Raw genomic sequence first — 21880 nt, forward strand, 5'->3', positions numbered from 1 at the left:
GTATCAGCCTTCGATAACCGCGAGAATTTCGTTCTCGCTCATTACCAGCAGGTCTTCGCCATCGACTTTCACAGTGTTGCTGCCGGAGTAAGGACCGAACACAACCTTGTCGCCTTCCTTCACGGACAGTGCACGCACTTCACCGTTTTCCAGAGCTTTGCCCGGGCCTACAGCGAGAATCACACCGTGGTTGGCTTTTTCAGCAGCCGAACCTGGCAGGACGATACCGCCAGCGGTTTTCTTTTCTTCTTCGCTGCGACGGATGACGACGCGGTCATGCAGAGGACGAAGCTTCATTGTCGATCTCTCCTAATTGTGGTTTTCATCGGCCGGTGTAGTCCCGGCGGGTTTAACGAATCCGGCCTGCGCCGGTTGCGGTCCGTCGAGCGAACCGCGCAAGTCTGTCCGGTTTGAATACCGGAAACCTTTCGGTGACCGATACATAGGGGCGTACAAGCCGATTACAAGGGCTGGCGGAAAAAATTTTTCATCGCCACACCGTAAAAAAGCGCCATAAACGAGCACGGCACCCGAGGGTGCCGTGTCGATGCTGATATCACTTGTTGTCGCGGTGTTCGAACTCGCCTTCGATCACATTCGGCTCTCGACCGAGCGGCTCGCGCGGGGCCGGGCCGCCACGGGGTTGCAGGTCGTCGGCGAAGGCGCGCTGACGCATGGCCTGATCTTCGGCGCGCTGGCGCATCTTGTTCGCCAGCAGACGACGGGTGACCGGCAACAGCATCACCAGACCGACGACGTCACTGATGAAGCCGGGAATGATCAACAGGCCACCAGCCAGCGCCAGCATCAGGCCTTCGAGCATGGTCTGCGCGGGCAACTCGCCGCGATTCAGGCTTTCCCGGGCACGCAATGCGGTGGCCAGACCGGCGACGCGCAGCACGAACACACCGAACATCGAGCCGAGAATGATCAGCAGCAGGGCCGGGAAGAACCCGATAGAGCCTGCCACTTTGACGAATACGAACAGCTCCAGCACTGGAAACAGCAGAAAGAGCAACAGAAAAGGGCGCATCAAAGTTTCCTCAACGCAAGAAATGCCTTGCAGTAAGCCCTAGATGACGTCGCCCTTGCGTGAATTCAAGCTTAACTTTGCGCTTTTTTCGGCCAGGACTGGGCGTGAGCCAGAGAAACCAAGGCCTCGCGCACTTGTGTCGGCGTATTACATGGCGCCGCGAAGGGCAACCAGTAGACGGCCTGACCGATGCGCAGGTGCATGCCCTCGCTGTCGATGCCGGCCAGTTGCGCCGGCGTGCTGTTGGGCAGCCCGGCCAGCTCGACGTAATGGGCGATGGCTTTGGCATGGTCGCTGTTCATGTGCTCGACCATGCTGATTTCAGCCTTGCCGGCGAACGGGTTGGCCAGGGTCAGATCGTCGATCCAGTGAATCGCACCAAAGCCGCCGATGTAGCGATGGCGCACCGGATCGAGCACCCAGAAATCGAAATCGTGGGCCTGGTGATAATTCTGCGAGTCGGGGAAATAGCGGTAGTAGCGTTCGGCGGCAGCCTCAATCGCTGCCGGTTCTGCGAGCTTCTGCGCTTCGGCCAGATAAGTCAGCCGCCCGACCGCCTGCACATCGTCGGCCTCGCGCTCGCCCACCAGCATCGAACACTTCGGATCTTTCTGCAGGTTATGCGTGTGCTGGGCGATGCGGCTGATCAGGATCAGCGGCCGGCCCTGCTCGTCCAGGCAATACGGCACAACCGAGCCAAAGGGAAAACCCGGCATCGATTTGGAGTGGGTCGACAGCACTCCCCGGTATTCCTTGAGAAGCAATTCTCGGGCATTCTTCGCCACTTCAGCGCTCAATTTGTGACTCCTTAATTAGGTTCCGTCTAGAAAACGGACAGGCGCGCAGCGAAAAGTAACCGGCGCGCATCGGGCAAATGTTCGTGTGCTACCAGGCCTGACCGGTGCCGATCGAGCGTTGCCGACAACAAAAACAACTCAGACCTGCCAGCGGGACATGCGAATGCAACTCAACGACAAAGTAATCATTATCACCGGCGGTTGCCAGGGTTTGGGCCGTTCCATGGCCGAGTATTTCGCCGGCAAGGGCGCGAAGCTGGCCCTGGTCGATCTGAATCAGGAAAAACTCGACGACGCCGTGGCCGCCTGCAAAGCCAAAGGTGTCGAAGCGCGCAGCTACCTGTGCAACGTCGCCAATGAAGAACAGGTCGAGCACATGGTCGCGCAAGTGGCCGCAGACTTCGGCGCCATCCACGGCCTGATCAACAACGCCGGGATTCTGCGCGATGGTCTGCTGTTGAAGGTCAAGGACGGCGAGATGACCAAGATGAGCCTGGCGCAGTGGCAGGCGGTGATCGACGTCAACCTGACCGGCGTGTTTCTCTGCACCCGTGAAGTCGCAGCGAAGATGGTCGAGCTGAAGAACAGCGGCGCGATCATCAATATTTCCTCGATCTCCCGCGCAGGCAATGTCGGCCAGACCAACTATTCCGCAGCCAAGGCCGGCGTCGCAGCGGCGACCGTGACCTGGGCGAAGGAGCTGGCGCGTTACGGCATTCGCGTGGCGGGCATCGCACCGGGCTTCATCGAAACCGAAATGACTTTGGGCATGAAACCGGAAGCGCTGGAGAAGATGACGTTGGGGATTCCGCTCAAGCGCATGGGCAAGCCCGAAGAGATCGCCCATTCGGCGGCGTATATCTTCGAGAACGACTACTACACCGGGCGGATTCTGGAGATGGATGGCGGGTTGCGTATCTAAGTCCCATTACACAAGCCAATGTGGGAGCGAGCCTGCTCGCGAAGGCGTCGTATCAGGCAACTGATGAGTTGGATGACACACCGCTTTCGCGAGCAGGCTCGCTCCCACAGGTTTTTCAGCGCTGCCGATGGATCAATCGTCGCTGATGGTGATATTCGGCATCGCCGGCGTGGCCGCTTCCTGCAAGACAATGCGCGCGCCGACGTGGCGGGCCAGTTCCTGATAGACCATGGCGATCTGGCTGTCCGGCTCGGCGATTACGGTTGGCTTGCCGCCATCGGCCTGTTCGCGGATCAGCATCGACAGCGGCAGCGAGGCCAGCAATTCGACGCCGTACTGGGTGGCCAGTTTCTCGCCACCACCTTCACCGAACAGATGCTCGGCATGCCCGCAGTTCGAGCAGATGTGCACGGCCATGTTTTCCACCACGCCCAGCACCGGAATGTTGACCTTGCGGAACATTTCCACGCCTTTGCGTGCGTCGAGCAGTGCCAGATCCTGCGGCGTGGTGACGATCACCGCACCCGCCACCGGGACTTTCTGCGCCAGGGTCAGCTGGATGTCGCCGGTGCCTGGTGGCATGTCGATGACCAGATAATCCAGATCGCCCCACGCGGTTTGCGTGACCAGTTGCAGCAGCGCCCCGGAAACCATCGGCCCGCGCCAGACCATCGGCGTGTTGTCGTCGGTCAGGAAGGCCATCGACATGACTTCCACGCCGTGAGCCTTGAGCGGCACGAACCACTTCTGATCCTTGACCTCGGGCCGGGTGCGCTCGGGAATGCCGAACATGATGCCCTGGCTCGGGCCGTAGATATCGGCGTCGAGGATGCCGACCTTGGCACCTTCCCGGGCCAGCGCCAGCGCGAGGTTGGCAGCGGTGGTGGATTTGCCCACGCCGCCCTTGCCGGAAGCGACGGCGACGACGTTCTTGACGTTGGCCAGCCCCGGAATCTGAGCCTGGGCCTTGTGCGCGGCGATCACGCTGGTGACCTCGACACGGGCGATGACCACGCCGTCGAGGTTTTCGATGGCCAGTTGCAGCAATTGCGCCCAACCGCTCTTGAACAGTCCGGCGGCGTAGCCGATTTCCAGCTGCACATTGACGCGGTCACCGATGATCTCGATGTTTTTCACGCAACCGGCGCTGACCGGGTCCTGGTTGAGGTAAGGGTCGGTGTATTGGCTGAGGACGGCTTCCACCGCTGCGCGAGTGACGGCGCTCATGGGCAACTCCGATAACAAGACTGGAAAGAATGGCGGCTATCGTACGCTGGACACCGATTTGAGGCGAACAGATTACTTGCGCTGAAAAGCCACCGTGGTGAGGGGATTTATCCCCGTTGGGCTGCGCAGCACTCGTAAAGCCATTGCACTCGGACTGTCTGATGCATCGAAGTTTGTGGTTTTGGGGCGGCTTCGCCACCCAGCGGGGATAAATCCCCTCGCCACAAGAACACTCAAAGTACCCAGTGGCGCAGGGGTGAAAAATATGCGCCGGCGCTTTATAGTGGCCGACCTCCGTTTCATCAAGTAGCGAAGCCCCATGTCCGAGCCACGCAAGATCCTCGTCACCAGCGCCCTGCCCTACGCCAATGGTTCGATTCACCTTGGCCACATGCTGGAATACATCCAGACCGATATGTGGGTGCGCTTCCAGAAGCATCGCGGCAACCAATGCATTTATGTCTGCGCCGACGACGCCCACGGTTCGGCGATCATGCTGCGCGCAGAAAAGGAAGGCATCACCCCGGAACAACTGATCGCCAACGTGCAGGCTGAACACAGCGCCGACTTTGCCGACTTGCTTGTCGATTTCGACAATTTCCACTCCACTCACGCCGAAGAAAACCGTGAGCTGTCGAGCCAGATCTACCTCAAGCTGCGTGACGCCGGGCACATCGCCCAGCGCTCGATCACGCAGTATTTCGACCCGGAAAAGAAAATGTTCCTGGCCGACCGCTTCATCAAGGGCACCTGCCCGAAATGCGGCACTGAAGACCAGTACGGTGACAACTGCGAAAAATGCGGTGCGACCTACGCGCCGACCGATCTGAAGGATCCGAAGTCGGCCATCTCCGGCGCCACCCCGGTGCTCAAGGATTCCCAGCACTTCTTCTTCAAGCTGCCGGATTTCCAGGAAATGCTTCAGGCCTGGACTCGCAGCGGCACCCTGCAGGACGCCGTGGCCAACAAGATCGCCGAATGGCTGGATGCCGGCCTGCAGCAGTGGGACATCTCGCGCGATGCGCCGTACTTCGGCTTCGAGATCCCGGACGAGCCGGGCAAGTATTTCTATGTGTGGCTGGATGCGCCGATCGGTTACATGGCCAGCTTCAAGAACCTCTGCAACCGTACGCCGGAGCTGGACTTCGACGCGTTCTGGGGCGAGGACTCGACCGCCGAGCTGTATCATTTCATCGGCAAGGACATCGTCAATTTCCACGCGCTGTTCTGGCCAGCCATGCTCGAAGGCGCCGGCTACCGCAAGCCGACCGGCATCAACGTGCACGGCTACCTGACCGTCAACGGCCAGAAAATGTCCAAGTCGCGCGGCACCTTCATCAAGGCCCGCACTTATCTGGATCATCTGTCGCCGGAATACCTGCGCTACTACTACGCGGCCAAGCTTGGCCGTGGCGTCGACGACCTCGACCTGAACCTCGAAGACTTCGTGCAGAAGGTCAACTCCGACCTGGTCGGCAAAGTGGTCAACATCGCCAGCCGTTGCGCCGGGTTTATCCACAAGGGCAACGGCGGCCTGCTGGTCGGCAACAATGCCGCGCCGGAGCTGACCGAGGCTTTCCTCGCCGCCGCGCCGAGCATTGCCGACGCCTACGAGGCCCGCGACTTCGCCCGCGCCATGCGTGAAACCATGGCCCTGGCTGACCGTGCCAACGCCTGGATCGCCGACAAGGCGCCGTGGTCGCTGAACAAGCAGGAAGGCAAGCAGGATGAAGTCCAAGCGATCTGCGCCACCGGCATCAACCTGTTCCGCCAGTTGGTGATCTTCCTCAAACCGGTACTGCCGCTGCTGGCCGCAGATGCCGAGGCGTTCCTCAACGTCGCGCCGCTGACCTGGAATGACCACACCACCCTGCTGGCTAATCACCAGCTCAACGAATTCAAGCCGTTGATGACCCGCATCGACCCGGTAAAAGTGCAAGCCATGACCGACGCATCGAAAGAAGACCTGACCGCCAGCCAGACCGACACTGGCGAAGCCAAGCCTGCGGGCAACGGCGAACTGGCCAAGGATCCGCTGTCGCCGGAAATCGATTTCGACGCCTTTGCCGCCATCGATTTGCGCGTCGCTTTGATCGTCAAGGCCGAACACGTCGAAGGCGCCGACAAGCTGCTGCGCCTGACCCTCGACATCGGTGACGAGCAACGCAACGTGTTCTCCGGGATCAAGAGCGCCTACCCGGACCCGTCCAAGCTCGACGGTCGCCTGACCATGATGATCGCCAACCTCAAGCCACGGAAAATGAAGTTCGGTATTTCCGAAGGCATGGTGATGGCGGCGGGCCCTGGTGGTGAAGAGATTTACCTGCTGAGCCCGGACAGCGGCGCCAAGCCGGGTCAGCGCATCAAGTAAGAGGTTGCCGTAAAACGATCCCACCGACGTGCTCTGCATGCCGGTGGGATTTTTCATATCTGGCCCGATAGTGCCTACCCTTAAGAGACACCCGCCCGTTTCGCTGGCAGAACCATGACCGAACTCGTGTTAACGCTGATCAGTGCTGCGCTGCTCAACAACTTCGTGTTGCACTGGCCGCTGGGCGTCGCTCCGCTGCTGGCGGGGAGCCGACGCCAGGTCCATGCGCTGGGGTTGGCGACGTTGTGCCTGATGGTGGTGGTCGGCGTTATCGGTCAGGCGATCTGGCAGTGGATATTGGTGCCGTTGCAGCTTGAAGCGCTGCGCCTGTTCGTGTTTCTGCCATTGAGTGTGTTGTTGATCGCGCCGCTGCTGAAACTGCTGGCGCGCGGCCTGCCCGATTGGCCGTTCGCTGGATTGTGGCCGCTGCTGCTGGGCAGTGCCGGGGTACTCGGGCTGGCCTTGATCAATGCGCAAAACGATCATGGCCTGCTGCACGCGACAGCTTTGAGTCTGGGTGCAGGGCTGGGTTTCTGGCTGGTGCTGAGCGTGTTCTGCGACCTGCGCGAGCGCACGGTCGACAACGATATTCCCCTGCCCTTTCGCGGCCTGCCGATCGATCTGATCAGCGCCGGACTGGTCGCAGTGATTTTTCTCGGATTCAGTGGATTGATCAAAACATGAGTCTGATTCAACGCATCGATGCCCTGCTGCCGCAGACCCAATGCGGCAAGTGCGGCCATCCCGGATGCAAACCGTATGCGCAAGGCATTGTTGACGGCGAGCCGATCAACAAGTGCCCGCCGGGCGGCGAGGAGACCATCGTCGCCCTGGCCGAGCTGTTGAAAATACCGGTCCTGGAACTGGACATCAGCCGTGGCCCGGCACCGCCGCAAATCGCCTTTATCCGCGAGGCCGAATGCATCGGCTGCACCAAGTGCATTCAGGCGTGCCCGGTCGACGCCATCGTCGGCGCGGCAAAACTCATGCACACGGTGCTGATCGACGAGTGCACCGGTTGTGATCTGTGCGTTGCGCCGTGCCCGGTTGACTGCATAGAAATGCATCCTTTGCCTGCGAACACGATCCCAGTGGTTGGCGGTCTCGCATTCGATCTCGAAGAACAGCGCGCCCGCGCTGAAAAGCGTGACCATGCGCGCCAGCGTTTCGAGCGCCGCAACCAGCGCTTGCTGCATGAAGAACAGCAAAAGCAGGCTGAACGTGAAGCGCGAGCCGCGCGTGCGGCACAACCGCAAGTATCGACCGCCGACCCGGTGCAGGCTGCGCTGGAGCGGGTGCGTGCACAAAAAGCCGCGAACGCTGATGCGGCGCTGAAGAAGGCCAAGGTCGATGTGGCGATGAGTCGAGCGCAACTGCACAAATCGCTGAAAGCCTTCGGTCACCCGCCGACGTTCGAGCAGCAGTCGCAATTGATCGTCCTGCAGCAACAATTCGAAGCCGCCGAGCAGGCGCTGGCGAATCTGGAAAGCAGCCAAACGGTGATTCCCGCCGTTCCCGCAACTACCAACGACGCCGAACTGAAGCGAGCCAAGATCCAGTTGGCCATGCGCCGCGCCGAGTTGAAAAAGGCTCAGGCAGCGGAGGCTGCGCCGGAGCAGATCGCAGCACTGGAGCAAGCCGTGAGTGACGCCGAGCGCCGGGTGCAAGACCATGCCGCCCCTTGAGCCAGTGGACGATCGCCTGCAACAGGCGATGAACACCGTGCTGCTGGCCGCTGCGCCGGGTCTGCTCGCTTTATTCTGGCTGTATGGCTGGGGCGTGTTGATCAACCTTTCCCTGGCGGTTGTCAGTGCTTTGCTCGTCGAAGCGGGCGTCGCCTGTCTGCGTCGGCAAGCGGTGCAAGCGGCAATGCGTGATGGCAGCGCGCTGGTCAGTGCGATGTTGCTGGCCGCCGCGCTGCCGGCTTATTGCCCTTGGTGGCTGACGGTCATTGCGACCGCTTCAGGTCTGTTGTTCGGCAAACATCTGTATGGCGGCGTCGGCAAAAACCCGTTCAACCCGGCGATGCTTGGCTTTGTCCTGAGCATGGTGCTGTTCCCGCAAGCGATGACCCATTGGCCCGCTCATGGCCTGGATTTTCTTGCGGCGCTGCAACAGGTTTTCAGTCCAGCGCAGGCGCCGGACGCTTGGGTGCAAGCCACGGCACTGGACAGTCTGCGCATCAATAAAAGCCTGACCATGCAGGAGCTGTTCGCCAGCAACCCGGCCTTCGGCCGTTTCGGCGGGCGCGGTGTGGAATGGGTGAATCTGGCGTTTCTGCTCGGCGGCCTGTGGCTGTTGCAGCGGCGGATCTTTTCCTGGCACGCACCGGTGGGCATGCTCGCCAGTCTGTTCGTCATCAGCCTGTTGTGCTGGAACGGCTCGGGGTCGGATTCCCATGGTTCGCCGCTGTTTCACCTGCTCAGCGGCGCGACCATGCTCGGTGCATTTTTTATTGTGACCGAGCCGGTGTCCGGCGCGAAAAGCGCCCTTGCCCGCCTGCTGTTCGGTGTTGGCGTCGGCCTGCTGACTTATCTGATTCGCACGTGGGGTGGTTACCCGGACGGCGTCGCGTTTGCGGTATTGCTGATGAATCTTCTGGTGCCGGCACTCGAACGCTTCGCCCTCAGCCGCCAGTCGAAGGTGAACGCGTGAATCGCTCAGCGAGTGTCGCGACGGTGGTGCTGCTGGCACTCGTTGGCATGAGTACGACATATGTGCTGCAGCGCAGCAATGCGCCGCAGATTGCCAGCGAGCAGCGCTTGCTCGACAGCCGCAAATTGCTCGATGTCATGCCTGCCGCGCTCTACGACAATCAGCCGCTGGAGCAACCGCTGACGCTCGCCGAGCCTGCTTTGCGCCATAGCACGCTGTCGGGCGGCTATCGAGCGACCCGCTCCGGTCAGACAGTCGCGGTGCTGTTGCGCAGTCGCAGTGAAGGTTACGCAGGTACTCTGGAACTGCTGATTGCCATTGATGCTAATGGCAAACTTTTAGGCGTGAAAACCCTTGAGCAGCGCGAAACGCCAGGATTGGGTGGTTACATCGGTGCATGGCCGAATGCCTGGCTTCAGGCCTTCATCGGCAAATCCCGTACTGAGCCCACAGACGCCGGTTGGGCGCTGAAAAAGGATCAGGGGGAGTTCGATCAAATCGCTGGCGCGACCATTACCTCCCGTGCCGCCATTGACGCAATTCATGACGCACTGCGTTATTTCGATGAGCATCGGGCGCTGCTGTTGGGGACTGGCCCATGAAGCGCACGGTGAATTTATTGATGCTGGTGCCCCTACTGGGCGCCACACCAACATTCAGCGCTGCACTGGGGATAACCTTGATGCTCAGCGCGGTACTCGGTGTATTTGCCGTCTGCATGTCGCCGCTGCGCGAGCGCCTCACGGGCACCCGTGCATTGCTCGCCAGCCTGATAATCGCCGCGACGTTGACCAGTTGCGCGGATATTGTGGCGCAACGCTGGTTTTTGCCATGGCAGCAGACGTCTGAGCTCTACATAGGGCTGATCGCCTTGCACTGCGTCGTGTTTGAATACCACGGTGCCTTCCGCGAGCCCGTCGCTGTCAGCTTCAAACGCTGCGCAATGTTCGGCGCGCTCATGCTGGTAGTCGGCGGGCTGCGCGAGATTATCGGTTATGGCAGCCTTGGCCGAGGCCTTTCGGAGCATTGGCCAGGTCTGGTTTTGTTCCCCGAAGGACTGCGTCTGATTACGCTGGTTCCCGGCGCTTTGGTTTTACTGGGCCTGCTTCTCGCCGCCCGTCAGGCGTGGACACGCCGCAACTCTGTCATCAAGGAAACGCATCGCCCATGAATGCTGCAAAACGTCTTGAGATATTTCGCCGACTGCACGAAGACAATCCCGAGCCGAAAACCGAACTGGCCTACTCTTCGCCGTTCGAGCTACTGATTGCGGTGATTCTTTCGGCGCAGTCCACCGATGTCGGCGTCAACAAGGCGACTGCCAAACTCTTTCCCGTCGCCAATACACCCGCCGCGATTCATGCGCTGGGTGTCGAGGGACTGTCCGAGTACATCAAGACCATTGGCCTCTACAACAGCAAGGCGAAAAACGTCATTGAAACCTGCCGTTTGCTGGTTGAGCGTCATGGCGGTGAAGTCCCGCAAACCCGGGAAGAACTGGAAGCCTTGCCGGGCGTCGGGCGCAAGACCGCCAACGTGGTGCTCAACACCGCTTTCCGTCAATTGACCATGGCGGTCGACACGCACATTTTCCGCGTCAGCAATCGCACCGGCATCGCGCCGGGGAAAAATGTGGTGGAAGTTGAAATGAAGTTGATGAAGTTTGTACCGAAAGAATTCCTGCTCGACTCTCATCACTGGCTGATTTTGCACGGTCGTTATGTTTGCCTGGCGCGTAAACCGCGCTGCGGCAGCTGCCGCATCGAAGATCTATGCGAATACAAACATAAAACTTCTGACGATTGAGCGGTCATCGGTTTTTCGCATCCATCGATTGAAAAAATCTTTTTTACCCGCCGCAGTAATGTCGATATAAGGAGCGCCAAAGGCAGTCTTAGCCGGGAGTTGACTTCATGAGTACCGACACAGAGCAACTGGATGTAGAAGAGGATCTTATTGCCACCGACGCCGATGAGGTCGAACCGGTGGTTGAAGTGGCCAAGACCAACCTTAGCAAGCGTCGCACAATCGACAACCTGCTTGAGGAGCGCCGACTGCAAAGGCAATTGGCCGACTACGATTATGATCTGTGATATCTGAAGGCCTCCCGAGACGGAGGCTTTTCATTTTTTGCGACAACCGAGCTTGATCGGCCCATGACGTTCTCAGCTGTCGAATCGTTCAAACCAGGCCGTTACGCTGCGCCAGCTCGATCAGATCAACCAGAGAGCGCGCATTGAGTTTCAGCAACAGGCGAGTCTTGTAGGTACTCACAGTCTTGTTGCTCAAAAACATGCCATCGGCGATTTCCTTGTTGGTCTTGCCGCGCGCCAACTGCTGTAACACCATCATTTCCCGCCCGGACAGACGATCAACCATGTCCGCTTCACTCGCATTGCCCAGACTGGTGCGCACAGTGTGCAGCGCCTGATTGGGGAAATAGCTGTAGCCGGACAGAACTGCCTTGATCGCACTGAGCAACTCGGTCAAATCCTGCTGCTTGCACACGTAACCCGCTGCGCCCGATTGCATGCAACGCATTGAAAAATGTCCGGGAGCCTGGGAAGTCAGCACCAGCACTTTCACCGGCATGGCAGTGGAGGTCAGGCGCGCAATAACTTCCAGCCCGTCGAGTTTGGGTATTCCAATATCCAGGATGACAAGATCGGGTATTTGTTCACGAGCAATTTGTAGTGCATCAACGCCATTATCCGTTTCTGCAATGACTTCGTAGCCATGCCGTTCCATCAGCATACGTACCGCAAGTCGAATGACGGGGTGGTCATCCACGATCAGCACTTTATTCATGGGCAAGTCCAGTTTTCGCTGTTCGAATTTTTAGAACACGCACGATATCCCAGTCACTTGCTTCAAGGCATGGCAACTTTTACACGCATTTGCATCCAGAGACATTCCCTACAGGCATTGAGGATAATTCCCACAAATTCGCTGCCCTTGCCCCATTGCAACCGCCTTCCGATCTTTCATACACCGGCGGAGTTTGATCTTCATGCAGTCGAGTCCTACGCCATGGTGGGTCGTTGGAAAACTTCAACAGGCGCAATTACGAACCTTCATACACGATGATTTACCTGTCAAATTGGCCTTGGGCAAGCACTGGGACATACGACGTAACGAACCGACACAACCACCTGTTCGACACAACATCGTTGATTCTATAAAACTTTAGTTAACAGCCGCGCACTTACACAAGCGCCTTTACTATCGCTGAAACAACCAACTTAAACTAGACAAACCATGTAGAAGCAAAACAATGCTAAAGATAAAAAACAAAATCACCAACCCCATGACAGTCATCGCCATATTTGCAATTCTTTCGGAAACCTCGGCGGCGGTATCGTTACCATTTCTCGATAACAAGGACCGGGAAATTTACGTCTGGTTTCTGATCAGTTTCCCCTTTTACTTGTTATTCCTGTTCTTTATCACTCTCAACTTCAATCATCGCTCGCTTTACTCGCCTTCAGACTTCGGCAAAGACAAAAGCTTTTTGAAAACCACTCAAAATAACCAGAGGGACGAATCCTTTCGCGAAGCAGGCGAGCGTTGTGCTTTTGAGCTGACCAGTTGCATCGTGTCGGGTAAAACCGGGCCAGGCCGAGTGCCGATTCCTGCAGAGTTCACAACGCGCCGGACCCACCGCTCGGTCCACGCGACCCATCCCATCCGGTTATGCAGAATATCAAGCTGTCACCCTGGGTAAGTGAACTGAACATCATTGACGCAAGAGAAGTTGATGCAGCGAAGGAATTCGATGCCATCTTCGAAACGCTAAAAGGCGTCGATAAAAAGCACGCGCGGGTTCTCGTATTTCTTTGTAATCATGCGTCGGACGCGCTTGCCCACTCCGCATTGCAACAGATCAGGCAGGCCAAGAAAGGCTCAGGAGCCACACTGTGCATCGTATATAACCTGTGTTCGCAGACGGTGACATTACTGGGACGAACCAGCTGAACCGGGTCAAGACTGCGCGCAGATACACGAGGGAGCCTGATGAACCAGAAAAAAAAGATGAAAAAAAGGCGGCCCTCAACAGGCCGCCATTTTTATTGCGCGTCGGTCTGAGCCACTCAGAACAACTTGCGGCCCTTGTTGGCAGCAATGCGCATGCGCAGCGCGTTGAGCTTGATGAAGCCCGCCGCATCCGCCTGATTGTAAGCACCGCCATCTTCTTCGAAGGTGGCGATGTTGGCGTCGAACAGCGAATCGTCGGACTTGCGGCCGGTGACGATGACGTTGCCCTTGTACAGCTTCAGGCGCACTACGCCGTTCACGTTGACCTGCGAAGCGTCGATCATCTGTTGCAGCATCAGACGCTCAGGGCTCCACCAGTAGCCGGTGTAGATCAGGCTGGCGTACTTGGGCATCAGCTCGTCTTTGAGGTGAGCGACTTCGCGGTCCAGAGTGATCGATTCGATGGCGCGGTGAGCGCGCAGCATGATGGTGCCACCCGGGGTCTCGTAGCAGCCACGGGACTTCATGCCGACATAACGGTTTTCGACGATGTCGAGACGACCGATGCCGTGCTCGCCGCCGATCTTGTTCAGCGTCGCCAGTACGGTGGCCGGGGTCATTTCGACGCCGTCCAGTGCGACGATGTCGCCGTTGCGGTAAGTCAGTTCCAGGTACTGCGGGGTGTCGGGAGCCTTCTCCGGGGAGACGGTCCAGCGCCACATGTCTTCCTCGTGCTCGGTCCAGGTGTCTTCCAGCACGCCGCCTTCATAGGAGATGTGCAGCAGGTTGGCGTCCATCGAGTACGGGGATTTTTTCTTGCCGTGGCGTTCGATCGGGATCGCGTGCTTCTCGGCGTAGTCCATCAGCTTCTCGCGCGACAGCAGGTCCCACTCGCGCCAAGGGGCGATGACTTTCACGCCTGGCTTGAGCGCGTAAGCGCCCAGTTCGAAGCGCACCTGGTCGTTGCCCTTGCCGGTGGCGCCATGGGAAATGGCGTCGGCGCCGGTTTCGTTGGCGATTTCGATCAGGCGCTTGGCGATCAGCGGACGGGCGATGGAAGTACCCAGCAGGTACTCGCCTTCGTAAACGGTGTTGGCGCGGAACATCGGGAACACGAAATCACGCACGAACTCTTCGCGCAGATCGTCGATGTAGATTTCTTTGACGCCCATGGCCTGAGCCTTGGCGCGGGCCGGCTCGACCTCTTCGCCTTGACCGAGATCGGCGGTGAAAGTCACCACTTCACAGTTATAAGTATCCTGCAGCCACTTGAGGATCACCGAAGTGTCCAGGCCGCCGGAATACGCCAGAACGACCTTGTTTACGTCCGCCATGCCATCACTCCACGGGGTTCTACGGAAAGCCGGGGAGTCTACCGCTCAAACGCGATAATTTACAGAGGCGCGACAGCTTAAGACGACAAAGCGACAGAATCTGTCGAGAGCGCGACGATGACCGGCGAGTCAGGAAGTCGCTGCGGCGGTGGCTGGCGTACTCGCTTGCGGCGCTGGCGCAGGGGCTGTGGTCGGTGCCACACGCGACAGTTTCACGTTGACCCGGCGATTCTTCGCACGATTGGCCTTGCTGGTGTTCGGCACGATCGGATACTGCTCGCCGTGGAAACGCACGGTGATCTGCGATTCCTGAATGCCGTTGGCCTTGAAGAAATCCACCACCGCCAGCGCGCGGCGGCGCGACAATTCGCGGTTGGTCAGGCGATTGCCGCTGTTGTCGGAATGGCCGTCGAGGTCAATGTGGTTCACCGTCGGGTCGGCCTTCATGTATTCGAGCATCACTTGCAGCTTGGCCTTGGCAGCCGGGTCCAGCTCAACGCCTTCGCCGGGAAAGCCTATCTGCGATTGCTTGATCTGGTCGAAATTCTGCGGCAGCAATTTCGCCACGCAGCCTTGGTAGTCGTTGAACGCCTTGCTGAATTTCACCGGCAACAAACGCACTTCCGACACCCGGCCATCGCCAGACGCACGGCGAACTACCGGGCTACGGCCGTCCAGCAGACCGCTGATCAGCCCACCGGCCTGGGATTGCGAGCTGTTGAACAACACATTGCCACTGCCCAGCCGTACCGAGCCCAGATTGATATCGCCGCGCCCCGGCTGCCACGGTGCAGCGGCAGCGAGCAACGTCGCCGAGCCGCCACCAAGCATGGCGTTGTAGGCATTCAGGCGAAAGATCGCCTGCTCACCGGCCTTGCGCACGAACTCGCCCGAGCCGAAATCGGTGATCGGTTGCGTCAGGCGGCATTCGAACTGGTCGCCGGCGACCGTCCACTCAATGTTCTCCAGACGGGTCTGGTAAGTCAGCGCCATCGCGGGAAGGCTGGCAAACACACTGAGCAGGGCTAAATAACGCTGGCGCACGGGAGGCTCCATTGGCTTGTGAAACACAAACACCGATTCACACAATGTTTACGGCATACCTTCGGGATATCGGACGCTTGTGGCAAAACTTGATAGCGGGTGCCTGCAAGAGTCTTTTCCGGTAGCATTCGCCTCAGTTTGACCCGCCTGGAATCCCCTCATGTCCGACCGCCTGACCCTGCTGCGTCCCGACGACTGGCACATTCATCTTCGCGATGGTGCCGTGTTGAACAATACCGTTGCCGATGTGGCCCGCACCTTCGGGCGCGCGATCATCATGCCGAACCTGGTACCGCCGGTGCGCAACGCCGCTGAAGCCGACGGCTATCGTCAGCGCATTCTCGCTGCCCGCCCGGCCGGCAGTCAGTTCGAGCCGTTGATGGTGCTGTACCTCACCGACCGCACCCAACCGGAAGAAATTCGTCAGGCCAAGGCCAGCGGTTTCGTCTACGCCGCCAAGCTTTACCCGGCCGGCGCGACCACCAATTCCGATTCCGGCGTGACCAGCATCGACAAGATCTTCCCGGCGCTGGAAGCCATGGCCGAAGTCGGCATGCCGCTGTTGATCCACGGTGAAGTCACCCGTGGCGACGTCGATGTGTTCGACCGCGAAAAGATCTTCATCGATGAGCACATGCGCCGCGTGGTCGAGCGCTTCCCGACGCTGAAAGTGGTGTTCGAGCACATCACCACCGGTGACGCCGTGCAATTCGTCAACGAGGCTTCGGCCAACGTCGGCGCGACCATCACCGCGCACCACCTGTTGTACAACCGTAACCACATGCTGGTGGGCGGGATTCGGCCACATTTCTATTGCTTGCCGATCCTCAAGCGCAACACCCATCAGGAAGCCTTGCTCGATGCCGCCACCAGCGGCAGCGCCAAGTTCTTCCTCGGCACCGACTCGGCGCCCCACGCCCAGCACGCCAAGGAAGCCGCCTGCGGTTGCGCCGGTTGCTACACCGCCTACGCCGCCATCGAGATGTATGCCGAAGCGTTTGAACAGCGTAATGCGCTGGACAAGCTCGAAGCCTTCGCCAGCCTCAACGGCCCGCGTTTCTACGGCCTGCCGGCAAACACCGATCGCATCACCCTGGTTCGCGAAGAATGGACCGCCCCAACCAGCCTGCCATTTGGCGAGCTGACCGTTATCCCGCTGCGCGCCGGTGAAAAACTGCGCTGGCGCCTGCTGGAGGAACACGCGTGAGTGAAGAGCATTTCGACGATGAGCTGGACGGTCAAAGTGGTGGCGGCGGTTCCCGTCACCCGATGGCAGCGCGTTTTCGCGGCTACCTGCCGGTTGTCGTCGACGTAGAAACCGGTGGCTTCAACGCAGCCACCGATGCCCTGCTGGAGATTGCCGCGACCACCATCGCCATGGATGAAAAGGGTTTCGTCTACCCGGATCACACCTACTTCTTCCGCGTCGAGCCATTCGAAGGTGCGAACGTTGAAGCGGCAGCGCTGGAGTTCACCGGGATCAAGCTCGATCACCCGCTGCGCATGGCCGTCAGCGAAGAAACCGCACTGACCGACATTTTCCGTGGCATCCGCAAGGCGCTGAAAGCCAACGGCTGCAAACGGGCGATTCTGGTCGGGCACAACAGCAGCTTCGATCTGGGCTTTCTCAACGCCGCAGTCGCGCGGCTGGACATGAAGCGCAACCCGTTCCACCCGTTCTCCAGTTTTGACACCGCGACCCTGGCGGGTCTGGCGTACGGTCAGACAGTGCTGGCGAAAGCCTGTCAGGCCGCCGGCATCGATTTCGACGGTCGTGAGGCGCACTCGGCGCGCTACGACACCGAAAAGACCGCTGAGCTGTTCTGCGGCATCGTCAATCGCTGGAAACAGATGGGCGGCTGGGAAGACTTCGACGACTGATCCTCGGCGAACAAATCCCGCGCATAAAAAAACCGGCCACATGGGCCGGTTTTTTTCTACCTCGACGTTGCGCCTTACAGGGCAGCAGCGTTTTCGGTCAGGTAAGCCGCAACGCCTTCTGGCGAAGCGTTCATGCCTTTGTCGCCTTTCTTCCAGTTGGCCGGGCAGACTTCGCCGTGCTCTTCGTGGAATTGCAGCGCGTCGACCAGACGGATCAGCTCTTCCATGTTACGGCCCAGCGGCAGGTCGTTGATGATCTGCGAGCGAACCACGCCTTTGTCGTCGATCAGGAACGCGCCGCGGAAAGCCACGCCGCCTTCGGATTCAACGTCGTAAGCCTTGGCGATGTCGTGCTTCATGTCGGCAGCCATGGTGTATTTCACCTGGCCGATGCCGCCATTGTTCACTGGAGTGTTGCGCCAGGCGTTGTGGGTGAAGTGCGAGTCGATCGACACAGCGATCACTTCAACGTTGCGCGCCTTGAAGTCAGCCATGCGGTTGTCCAGAGCGATCAGCTCGGACGGGCAGACGAAGGTGAAGTCCAGCGGGTAGAAGAACACCAGGCCGTATTTGCCTTTGATGGCCGAGGACAGGGTGAAGCTGTCAACGATCTCGCCATTGCCGAGTACGGCCGGGACGGTGAAGTCTGGGGCTTGTTTGCCTACGAGTACGCTCATTGATATCTCCTGGTGTAGAAACTTGAAGTTCAGGGTCCGGGCCAGCCTGTCACCCTCAGGCGACAGCCCTGTGACACGAACCCTCTTCGCAAGGGACGACCATCATACACTGCGTGTTTGGCCTGTCCGTAACGGATTTTCCCTGTTCGGTTATCCACTGCGTATTCATGGGGTCAGACGCGCATTTGGAAAATACCGTTCGTCAGTCGCTGGGAAATTGGCTGCGAAGCGTTCCGAAAGCACTTTGACAATCATTCTCGTTAACATTAAGATCCATCGCAATTGAGTCACAACCAGCGACGGTTCTTACTTATGTATGTTTGCCTCTGCACTGGCGTCACCGACGGACAGATCCGCGAAGCGATCTATGAAGGTTGCTGCAGCTACAAAGAAGTTCGCCAGGCCACCGGCGTCGCCAGCCAGTGCGGCAAATGCGCCTGCCTTGCCAAGGAAGTGGTGCGCGAAACCCTGACCAAGCTGCAAACCGCCCAGGCCGCGATCCCTTACCCTGTAGAATTTACTGCTGCGTAAATGCCCCCATTTCAAAGAACCGGACTTCGCGTCCGGTTTTTTTATGCCTGAAAATCAATTGCTTAGCGTCCAGACGCGGAACACAAACATTCTTATTCCGATTAATTTTCATTTATTATTCAATAACTTAGGTTTGACACTTATAAACACCAAGCTCAAACTCCGCCTTATATACAGTTAATACAGGGCAGGACTCCGATCATGAAAGGCGACATTACAGTCATCCAGCATCTCAACAAGATCCTTGCCAATGAGCTGGTCGCGATCAATCAGTACTTCCTGCATGCGCGCATGTATGAAGATTGGGGTCTGAACAAGCTCGGAAAGCACGAATATCACGAATCCATCGACGAGATGAAACACGCGGACAAGCTGATCAAGCGCATCCTGTTCCTTGAAGGCCTGCCAAATGTGCAGGACCTGGGCAAGCTGCACATCGGCGAACACACCCGCGAAATGCTCGAATGCGACCTGCGCATCGAAAAGACCGGCCACGCTGACCTGAAAGCCGCCATCGCCCATTGCGAAACCGTTGGCGACTTCGGCAGCCGTGAACTGCTCGAAGACATTCTCGAGTCGGAAGAAGAACACATCGACTGGCTGGAAACCCAGCTCGGCCTGATCGACAAGATCGGCCTGGAAAACTATCTGCAGTCGCAGATGGGCGAAGAGTAGGCGCTGTCGAGTGAAACGAGGCTGCGATCTTTATCGATTTCAGCCTTGATACTCAGTCAACTCATATAACCAACAAAAAGCCCCGCCCTCTTTCGAGGTGCGGGGCTTTTTGCTGGCCGAATATCAAAAGATCGCAGCCTCGTTTCACTCGACAGCTCCTACGGGAGACGCGTCGTCGAGCGAAACTCTATGAACGTAGAATCAGGCTTCGGACTTGTTCGCCGCTGCCGCTTCGACAGCCGCCTTGATGGTGCTTTGCAGCGAACCGTCTGCAGCCATCTCGGTCATGATGTCGCTGCCGCCGACCAGCTCACCGCCGACCCACAGTTGCGGGAAAGTCGGCCAGTTGGCGTACTTTGGCAGGTTGGCGCGGATTTCCGGGTTCTGCAGGATGTCCACGTACGCGAACTTTTCACCACAGGCCATCACGGCTTGCGCAGCTTTTGCGGAGAAGCCGCACTGCGGGGCATTCGGCGAGCCTTTCATGTAAAGCAGAATGGTGTTGTTGGCAATCTGCTCTTTAATCGTTTCGATGATATCCATGGAGCACCTCGGCTGAACTTTCCGACTCAGAGGTCGGCACGGTGGCGCATTGTAACGGAATCCCGAGCGCCATGCTCGGTCTCCCCGACAGACCCGCTCAAGCCGCCGCCACTGTCACCGGCACACCGTTCAACGCCGCGTTGCCCGACAGTTCGTCAAGCTGGCACTCGTCGGTCAGGTCGTTGGCGCTCGACCCCGGCTGGCCGCTGGCGATCGCCATCTGCACGCCCGGGCGCGCGTGGCCCCAACCGTGGGGCAGGCTGACCACGCCTTTCATCATGTCGAGACTGGCGAGCACTTCCACCTCGATCTGCCCGACCCGCGAACTCACCCGAACCCGTTGCCCATCAGCCAGGCCACGGCTGGCCAGATCATCCGGGTGCATCAGCAACTGATGCCGCGGCTTGCCCTTCACCAGTCGATGAAAATTGTGCATCCACGAATTGTTGCTGCGCACATGGCGGCGGCCGATCATCAACAACTCATCGGCAGCCGGCGCCTGCAACGCGGCAAAGCGAGCGAGGTCAGCGAGAATTTCCGGCGGTGCGGCCTGGATACGCTGATTCGGCGTTTTCAGACGTGATGCCAGATTCGGCTTCAGCGCACCCAGATCCACGCCATGCGGATGATCGAACAGCGTCGCCAACGACAACTTGTGCTCGGACGCATCGCCGTAGCGGCCCATGCGCAGGCCCATGTCGATCATCTTCGCCGGCGGCATCGTCGGTTTCAGCTCCTTGCCGGTTTTCTCGGCGAAGGCCTTGGCCAAACCGACGAAGATCTCCCAGTCGTGCAGCGCACCCTCGGGCTTGGCGAGGATCGCGCGATTGAAGCGGGTCACGTTACGCACCGCAAACAGGTTGAAAGTGGTGTCGTAGTGATCGTTTTCCAGCGCCGAGGTCGACGGCAGGATCAGATCGGCATAGCGCGTGGTTTCGTTGATGTACAGGTCGATGCTGAGCATGAAGTCGAGGCCATCCAGCGCCTGCTCCAGTTGCCGGCCGTTGGGTGTCGACAACACCGGGTTGCCGGCGACGGTGATCAGCGCGCGGATCTGCCCCTCGCCCTCGGTGAGCATTTCTTCGGCCAGCGCCGAGACCGGCAACTCGCCGCCGTATTCAGGACGCCCGGAAACGCGGCTCTGCCATTTGTTGAAATGCCCGCCCGAGGTCGACGCCACCAGGTCCACCGCTGGCTCGGTGCACAGGGCACCGCCAACGCGGTCGAGGTTGCCCGTGACCAGGTTGATCAACTGCACCACCCAATGACACAAGGTGCCGAAGGCCTGGGTCGAGACGCCCATGCGTCCATAGCAGACGGCGCTTGGCGCGGCAGCGAAGTCGCGGGCGAGTTGGCGGATCTGCTCGGCAGGCACCGCGCAAAGTGGGCTCATGGCTTCGGCGCTGAACGCCGCCACGGCGTTGCGCACCTCATCCAGGCCATCGACCGGCAAATGGCTGTCGCGGGTCAGGCCTTCGCTGAACAGCGTATTGAGCATGCCGAACAACAGCGCCGCATCGCCGCCCGGGCGAACGAATACATGTTGATCGGCCATCGCTGCGGTTTCGCTGCGCCGCGGATCGACCACCACCACTTTGCCGCCACGTGCCTGAATAGCCTTCAGGCGTTTCTCGACATCCGGCACGGTCATGATGCTGCCGTTGGACGCCAGCGGATTGCCGCCGAGAATCAGCATGAAATCGGTGTGGTCGATGTCCGGGATCGGCAACAGCAGACCGTGGCCGTACATCAGATAGCTGCTGAGGTGATGCGGCAGTTGATCGACTGAAGTGGCCGAATAACGATTGCGGGTTTTCAGCAACCCCAGGAAGTAATTGCTGTGGGTCATCAGGCCGTAGTTGTGCACGCTCGGATTGCCCTGATACACCGCAACGGCGTTTTGGCCGTGACGTTCCTGAATCGCCGCGAGTTTCTCGGCCACCAGCGCAAACGCCTCGTCCCATTCGATCGGCAGCCATTCGCTGCCGACGCGGCGCATTGGCTGCCGCAGCCGGTCGGGATCGTTTTGAATGTCTTGCAGAGCCACGGCTTTCGGGCAGATATGGCCGCGGCTGAAGGTGTCGAGGGCATCACCCTTGATCGAGGTGATCGCGACATCGCCATCGGTTTCCGTAGTTTCGATGGTCAGCCCGCAAATGGCTTCGCACAGGTGGCACGCACGGTGGTGAAGAGTCTTGGTCATGGCCAGTCTCTG

Annotated in this window: 24 protein-coding genes; 14 read left to right on the top strand and 10 right to left on the bottom strand. The window is 59.1% G+C overall.

Going from position 1 to position 21880, the window contains the following annotated elements; all coding sequences use genetic code 11:
* Nucleotides 1-3: 3 nt before the first annotated feature.
* The 3 genes from AB4O12_RS15615 to AB4O12_RS15625 all read right to left on the bottom strand — a co-directional run bounded on the left by AB4O12_RS15615 (nt 4) and on the right by AB4O12_RS15625 (nt 1830).
* Nucleotides 4-297, bottom strand: a complete 294-nt coding sequence (locus AB4O12_RS15615) for a co-chaperone GroES (protein WP_007916610.1) — start codon at nt 295-297, stop codon at nt 4-6.
* A gap of 259 nt (nt 298-556) precedes the next feature.
* A complete protein-coding gene (locus AB4O12_RS15620) occupies nt 557-1033 on the bottom strand; it encodes an FxsA family protein (protein ID WP_016773418.1) in 477 nt (158 codons plus the stop codon).
* 71 nt (nt 1034-1104) lie between these two features.
* Nucleotides 1105-1830, bottom strand: a complete 726-nt coding sequence (locus tag AB4O12_RS15625) for a HugZ family pyridoxamine 5'-phosphate oxidase (protein WP_095181796.1) — start codon at nt 1828-1830, stop codon at nt 1105-1107.
* A gap of 163 nt (nt 1831-1993) precedes the next feature.
* Between AB4O12_RS15625 and AB4O12_RS15630 the strand changes: the two genes are divergently transcribed.
* Nucleotides 1994-2752, top strand: a complete 759-nt coding sequence (locus AB4O12_RS15630; protein WP_460059028.1) for an SDR family oxidoreductase — start codon at nt 1994-1996, stop codon at nt 2750-2752.
* 132 nt (nt 2753-2884) lie between these two features.
* Here AB4O12_RS15630 and apbC read toward each other — a convergent pair whose 3' ends face one another.
* The gene (gene apbC, locus AB4O12_RS15635; protein ID WP_024014150.1) at nt 2885-3979 is read right to left on the bottom strand and encodes an iron-sulfur cluster carrier protein ApbC; all 1095 of its coding nucleotides are present in this window, start codon (nt 3977-3979) and stop codon (nt 2885-2887) included.
* 319 nt (nt 3980-4298) lie between these two features.
* Between apbC and metG the strand changes: the two genes are divergently transcribed.
* The 8 genes from metG to AB4O12_RS15675 all read left to right on the top strand — a co-directional run bounded on the left by metG (nt 4299) and on the right by AB4O12_RS15675 (nt 11098).
* Entirely contained in the window at nt 4299-6350 is a 2052-nt protein-coding gene (metG, locus tag AB4O12_RS15640) for a methionine--tRNA ligase (RefSeq protein WP_460059030.1), read from the top strand.
* Between the two features lie 114 nt (nt 6351-6464).
* The gene (locus tag AB4O12_RS15645) at nt 6465-7034 is read left to right on the top strand and encodes an Rnf-Nqr domain containing protein (RefSeq protein ID WP_252886733.1); all 570 of its coding nucleotides are present in this window, start codon (nt 6465-6467) and stop codon (nt 7032-7034) included.
* A complete protein-coding gene (gene rsxB / locus AB4O12_RS15650) occupies nt 7031-8035 on the top strand; it encodes an electron transport complex subunit RsxB (protein ID WP_252886734.1) in 1005 nt (334 codons plus the stop codon). The genes AB4O12_RS15645 and rsxB overlap by 4 nt, the downstream gene beginning before the upstream one ends.
* Nucleotides 8022-9005, top strand: a complete 984-nt coding sequence (locus AB4O12_RS15655) for an RnfABCDGE type electron transport complex subunit D (RefSeq protein WP_252886735.1) — start codon at nt 8022-8024, stop codon at nt 9003-9005. The genes rsxB and AB4O12_RS15655 overlap by 14 nt, the downstream gene beginning before the upstream one ends.
* Nucleotides 9002-9607, top strand: a complete 606-nt coding sequence (locus AB4O12_RS15660; RefSeq protein ID WP_252886736.1) for an RnfABCDGE type electron transport complex subunit G — start codon at nt 9002-9004, stop codon at nt 9605-9607. The genes AB4O12_RS15655 and AB4O12_RS15660 overlap by 4 nt, the downstream gene beginning before the upstream one ends.
* Nucleotides 9604-10176, top strand: coding sequence for an Rnf-Nqr domain containing protein (locus AB4O12_RS15665; protein ID WP_150741899.1), 573 nt, complete (start codon nt 9604-9606; stop codon nt 10174-10176). Before AB4O12_RS15660 ends, AB4O12_RS15665 begins: the two co-directional genes overlap by 4 nt.
* Nucleotides 10173-10811, top strand: a complete 639-nt coding sequence (gene nth, locus AB4O12_RS15670) for an endonuclease III (RefSeq protein WP_016773410.1) — start codon at nt 10173-10175, stop codon at nt 10809-10811. The genes AB4O12_RS15665 and nth overlap by 4 nt, the downstream gene beginning before the upstream one ends.
* A 107-nt stretch (nt 10812-10918) precedes the next feature.
* A complete protein-coding gene (locus AB4O12_RS15675) occupies nt 10919-11098 on the top strand; it encodes a PA3496 family putative envelope integrity protein (RefSeq protein WP_041479865.1) in 180 nt (59 codons plus the stop codon).
* Between the two features lie 88 nt (nt 11099-11186).
* On the opposite strand, the gene AB4O12_RS15680 is transcribed toward AB4O12_RS15675, so the two are convergent.
* Entirely contained in the window at nt 11187-11813 is a 627-nt protein-coding gene (locus tag AB4O12_RS15680) for a response regulator transcription factor (protein ID WP_016773408.1), read from the bottom strand.
* A 466-nt stretch (nt 11814-12279) separates the two neighbouring features.
* Between AB4O12_RS15680 and AB4O12_RS15685 the strand changes: the two genes are divergently transcribed.
* Nucleotides 12280-12729, top strand: coding sequence for a hypothetical protein (locus AB4O12_RS15685; RefSeq protein WP_460059036.1), 450 nt, complete (start codon nt 12280-12282; stop codon nt 12727-12729).
* A gap of 367 nt (nt 12730-13096) precedes the next feature.
* On the opposite strand, the gene AB4O12_RS15690 is transcribed toward AB4O12_RS15685, so the two are convergent.
* Both AB4O12_RS15690 and AB4O12_RS15695 read right to left on the bottom strand, forming a co-directional pair.
* Nucleotides 13097-14314: an argininosuccinate synthase gene (locus AB4O12_RS15690; RefSeq protein WP_007953201.1), complete on the bottom strand. Its 1218-nt coding sequence runs from the start codon at nt 14312-14314 to the stop codon at nt 13097-13099.
* A 129-nt stretch (nt 14315-14443) separates the two neighbouring features.
* Nucleotides 14444-15358: a flagellar protein MotY gene (locus tag AB4O12_RS15695; RefSeq protein ID WP_041479867.1), complete on the bottom strand. Its 915-nt coding sequence runs from the start codon at nt 15356-15358 to the stop codon at nt 14444-14446.
* A 160-nt stretch (nt 15359-15518) separates the two neighbouring features.
* Between AB4O12_RS15695 and pyrC the strand changes: the two genes are divergently transcribed.
* Together pyrC and rnt are read left to right on the top strand one after the other, a co-directional pair.
* The gene (gene pyrC, locus AB4O12_RS15700) at nt 15519-16565 is read left to right on the top strand and encodes a dihydroorotase (protein WP_252886737.1); all 1047 of its coding nucleotides are present in this window, start codon (nt 15519-15521) and stop codon (nt 16563-16565) included.
* A complete protein-coding gene (gene rnt / locus AB4O12_RS15705) occupies nt 16562-17239 on the top strand; it encodes a ribonuclease T (protein ID WP_041479868.1) in 678 nt (225 codons plus the stop codon). The genes pyrC and rnt overlap by 4 nt, the downstream gene beginning before the upstream one ends.
* A 74-nt stretch (nt 17240-17313) precedes the next feature.
* On the opposite strand, the gene AB4O12_RS15710 is transcribed toward rnt, so the two are convergent.
* Nucleotides 17314-17916 carry a peroxiredoxin gene (locus tag AB4O12_RS15710; RefSeq protein ID WP_003227723.1) on the bottom strand — a complete coding sequence of 201 codons (603 nt, stop codon included), beginning with the start codon at nt 17914-17916 and terminating at the stop codon, nt 17314-17316.
* A gap of 312 nt (nt 17917-18228) precedes the next feature.
* Between AB4O12_RS15710 and AB4O12_RS15715 the strand changes: the two genes are divergently transcribed.
* Nucleotides 18229-18447, top strand: coding sequence for a bacterioferritin-associated ferredoxin (locus AB4O12_RS15715; protein WP_003227725.1), 219 nt, complete (start codon nt 18229-18231; stop codon nt 18445-18447).
* Between the two features lie 201 nt (nt 18448-18648).
* Nucleotides 18649-19122 (top strand): bacterioferritin, encoded by a 474-nt coding sequence (gene bfr, locus AB4O12_RS15720; protein ID WP_016773403.1) that lies wholly within the window; start codon nt 18649-18651, stop codon nt 19120-19122.
* A gap of 201 nt (nt 19123-19323) precedes the next feature.
* On the opposite strand, the gene grxD is transcribed toward bfr, so the two are convergent.
* Together grxD and AB4O12_RS15730 are read right to left on the bottom strand one after the other, a co-directional pair.
* Complete coding sequence (gene grxD, locus AB4O12_RS15725) at nt 19324-19665, bottom strand: Grx4 family monothiol glutaredoxin (protein ID WP_016773402.1); 342 nt, start codon at nt 19663-19665, stop codon at nt 19324-19326.
* 97 nt (nt 19666-19762) lie between these two features.
* The gene (locus AB4O12_RS15730; RefSeq protein ID WP_375122613.1) at nt 19763-21868 is read right to left on the bottom strand and encodes a molybdopterin oxidoreductase family protein; all 2106 of its coding nucleotides are present in this window, start codon (nt 21866-21868) and stop codon (nt 19763-19765) included.
* Nucleotides 21869-21880 lie beyond the last annotated feature (12 nt).

Source organism: Pseudomonas sp. S2_A05 (assembly GCF_054668485.1).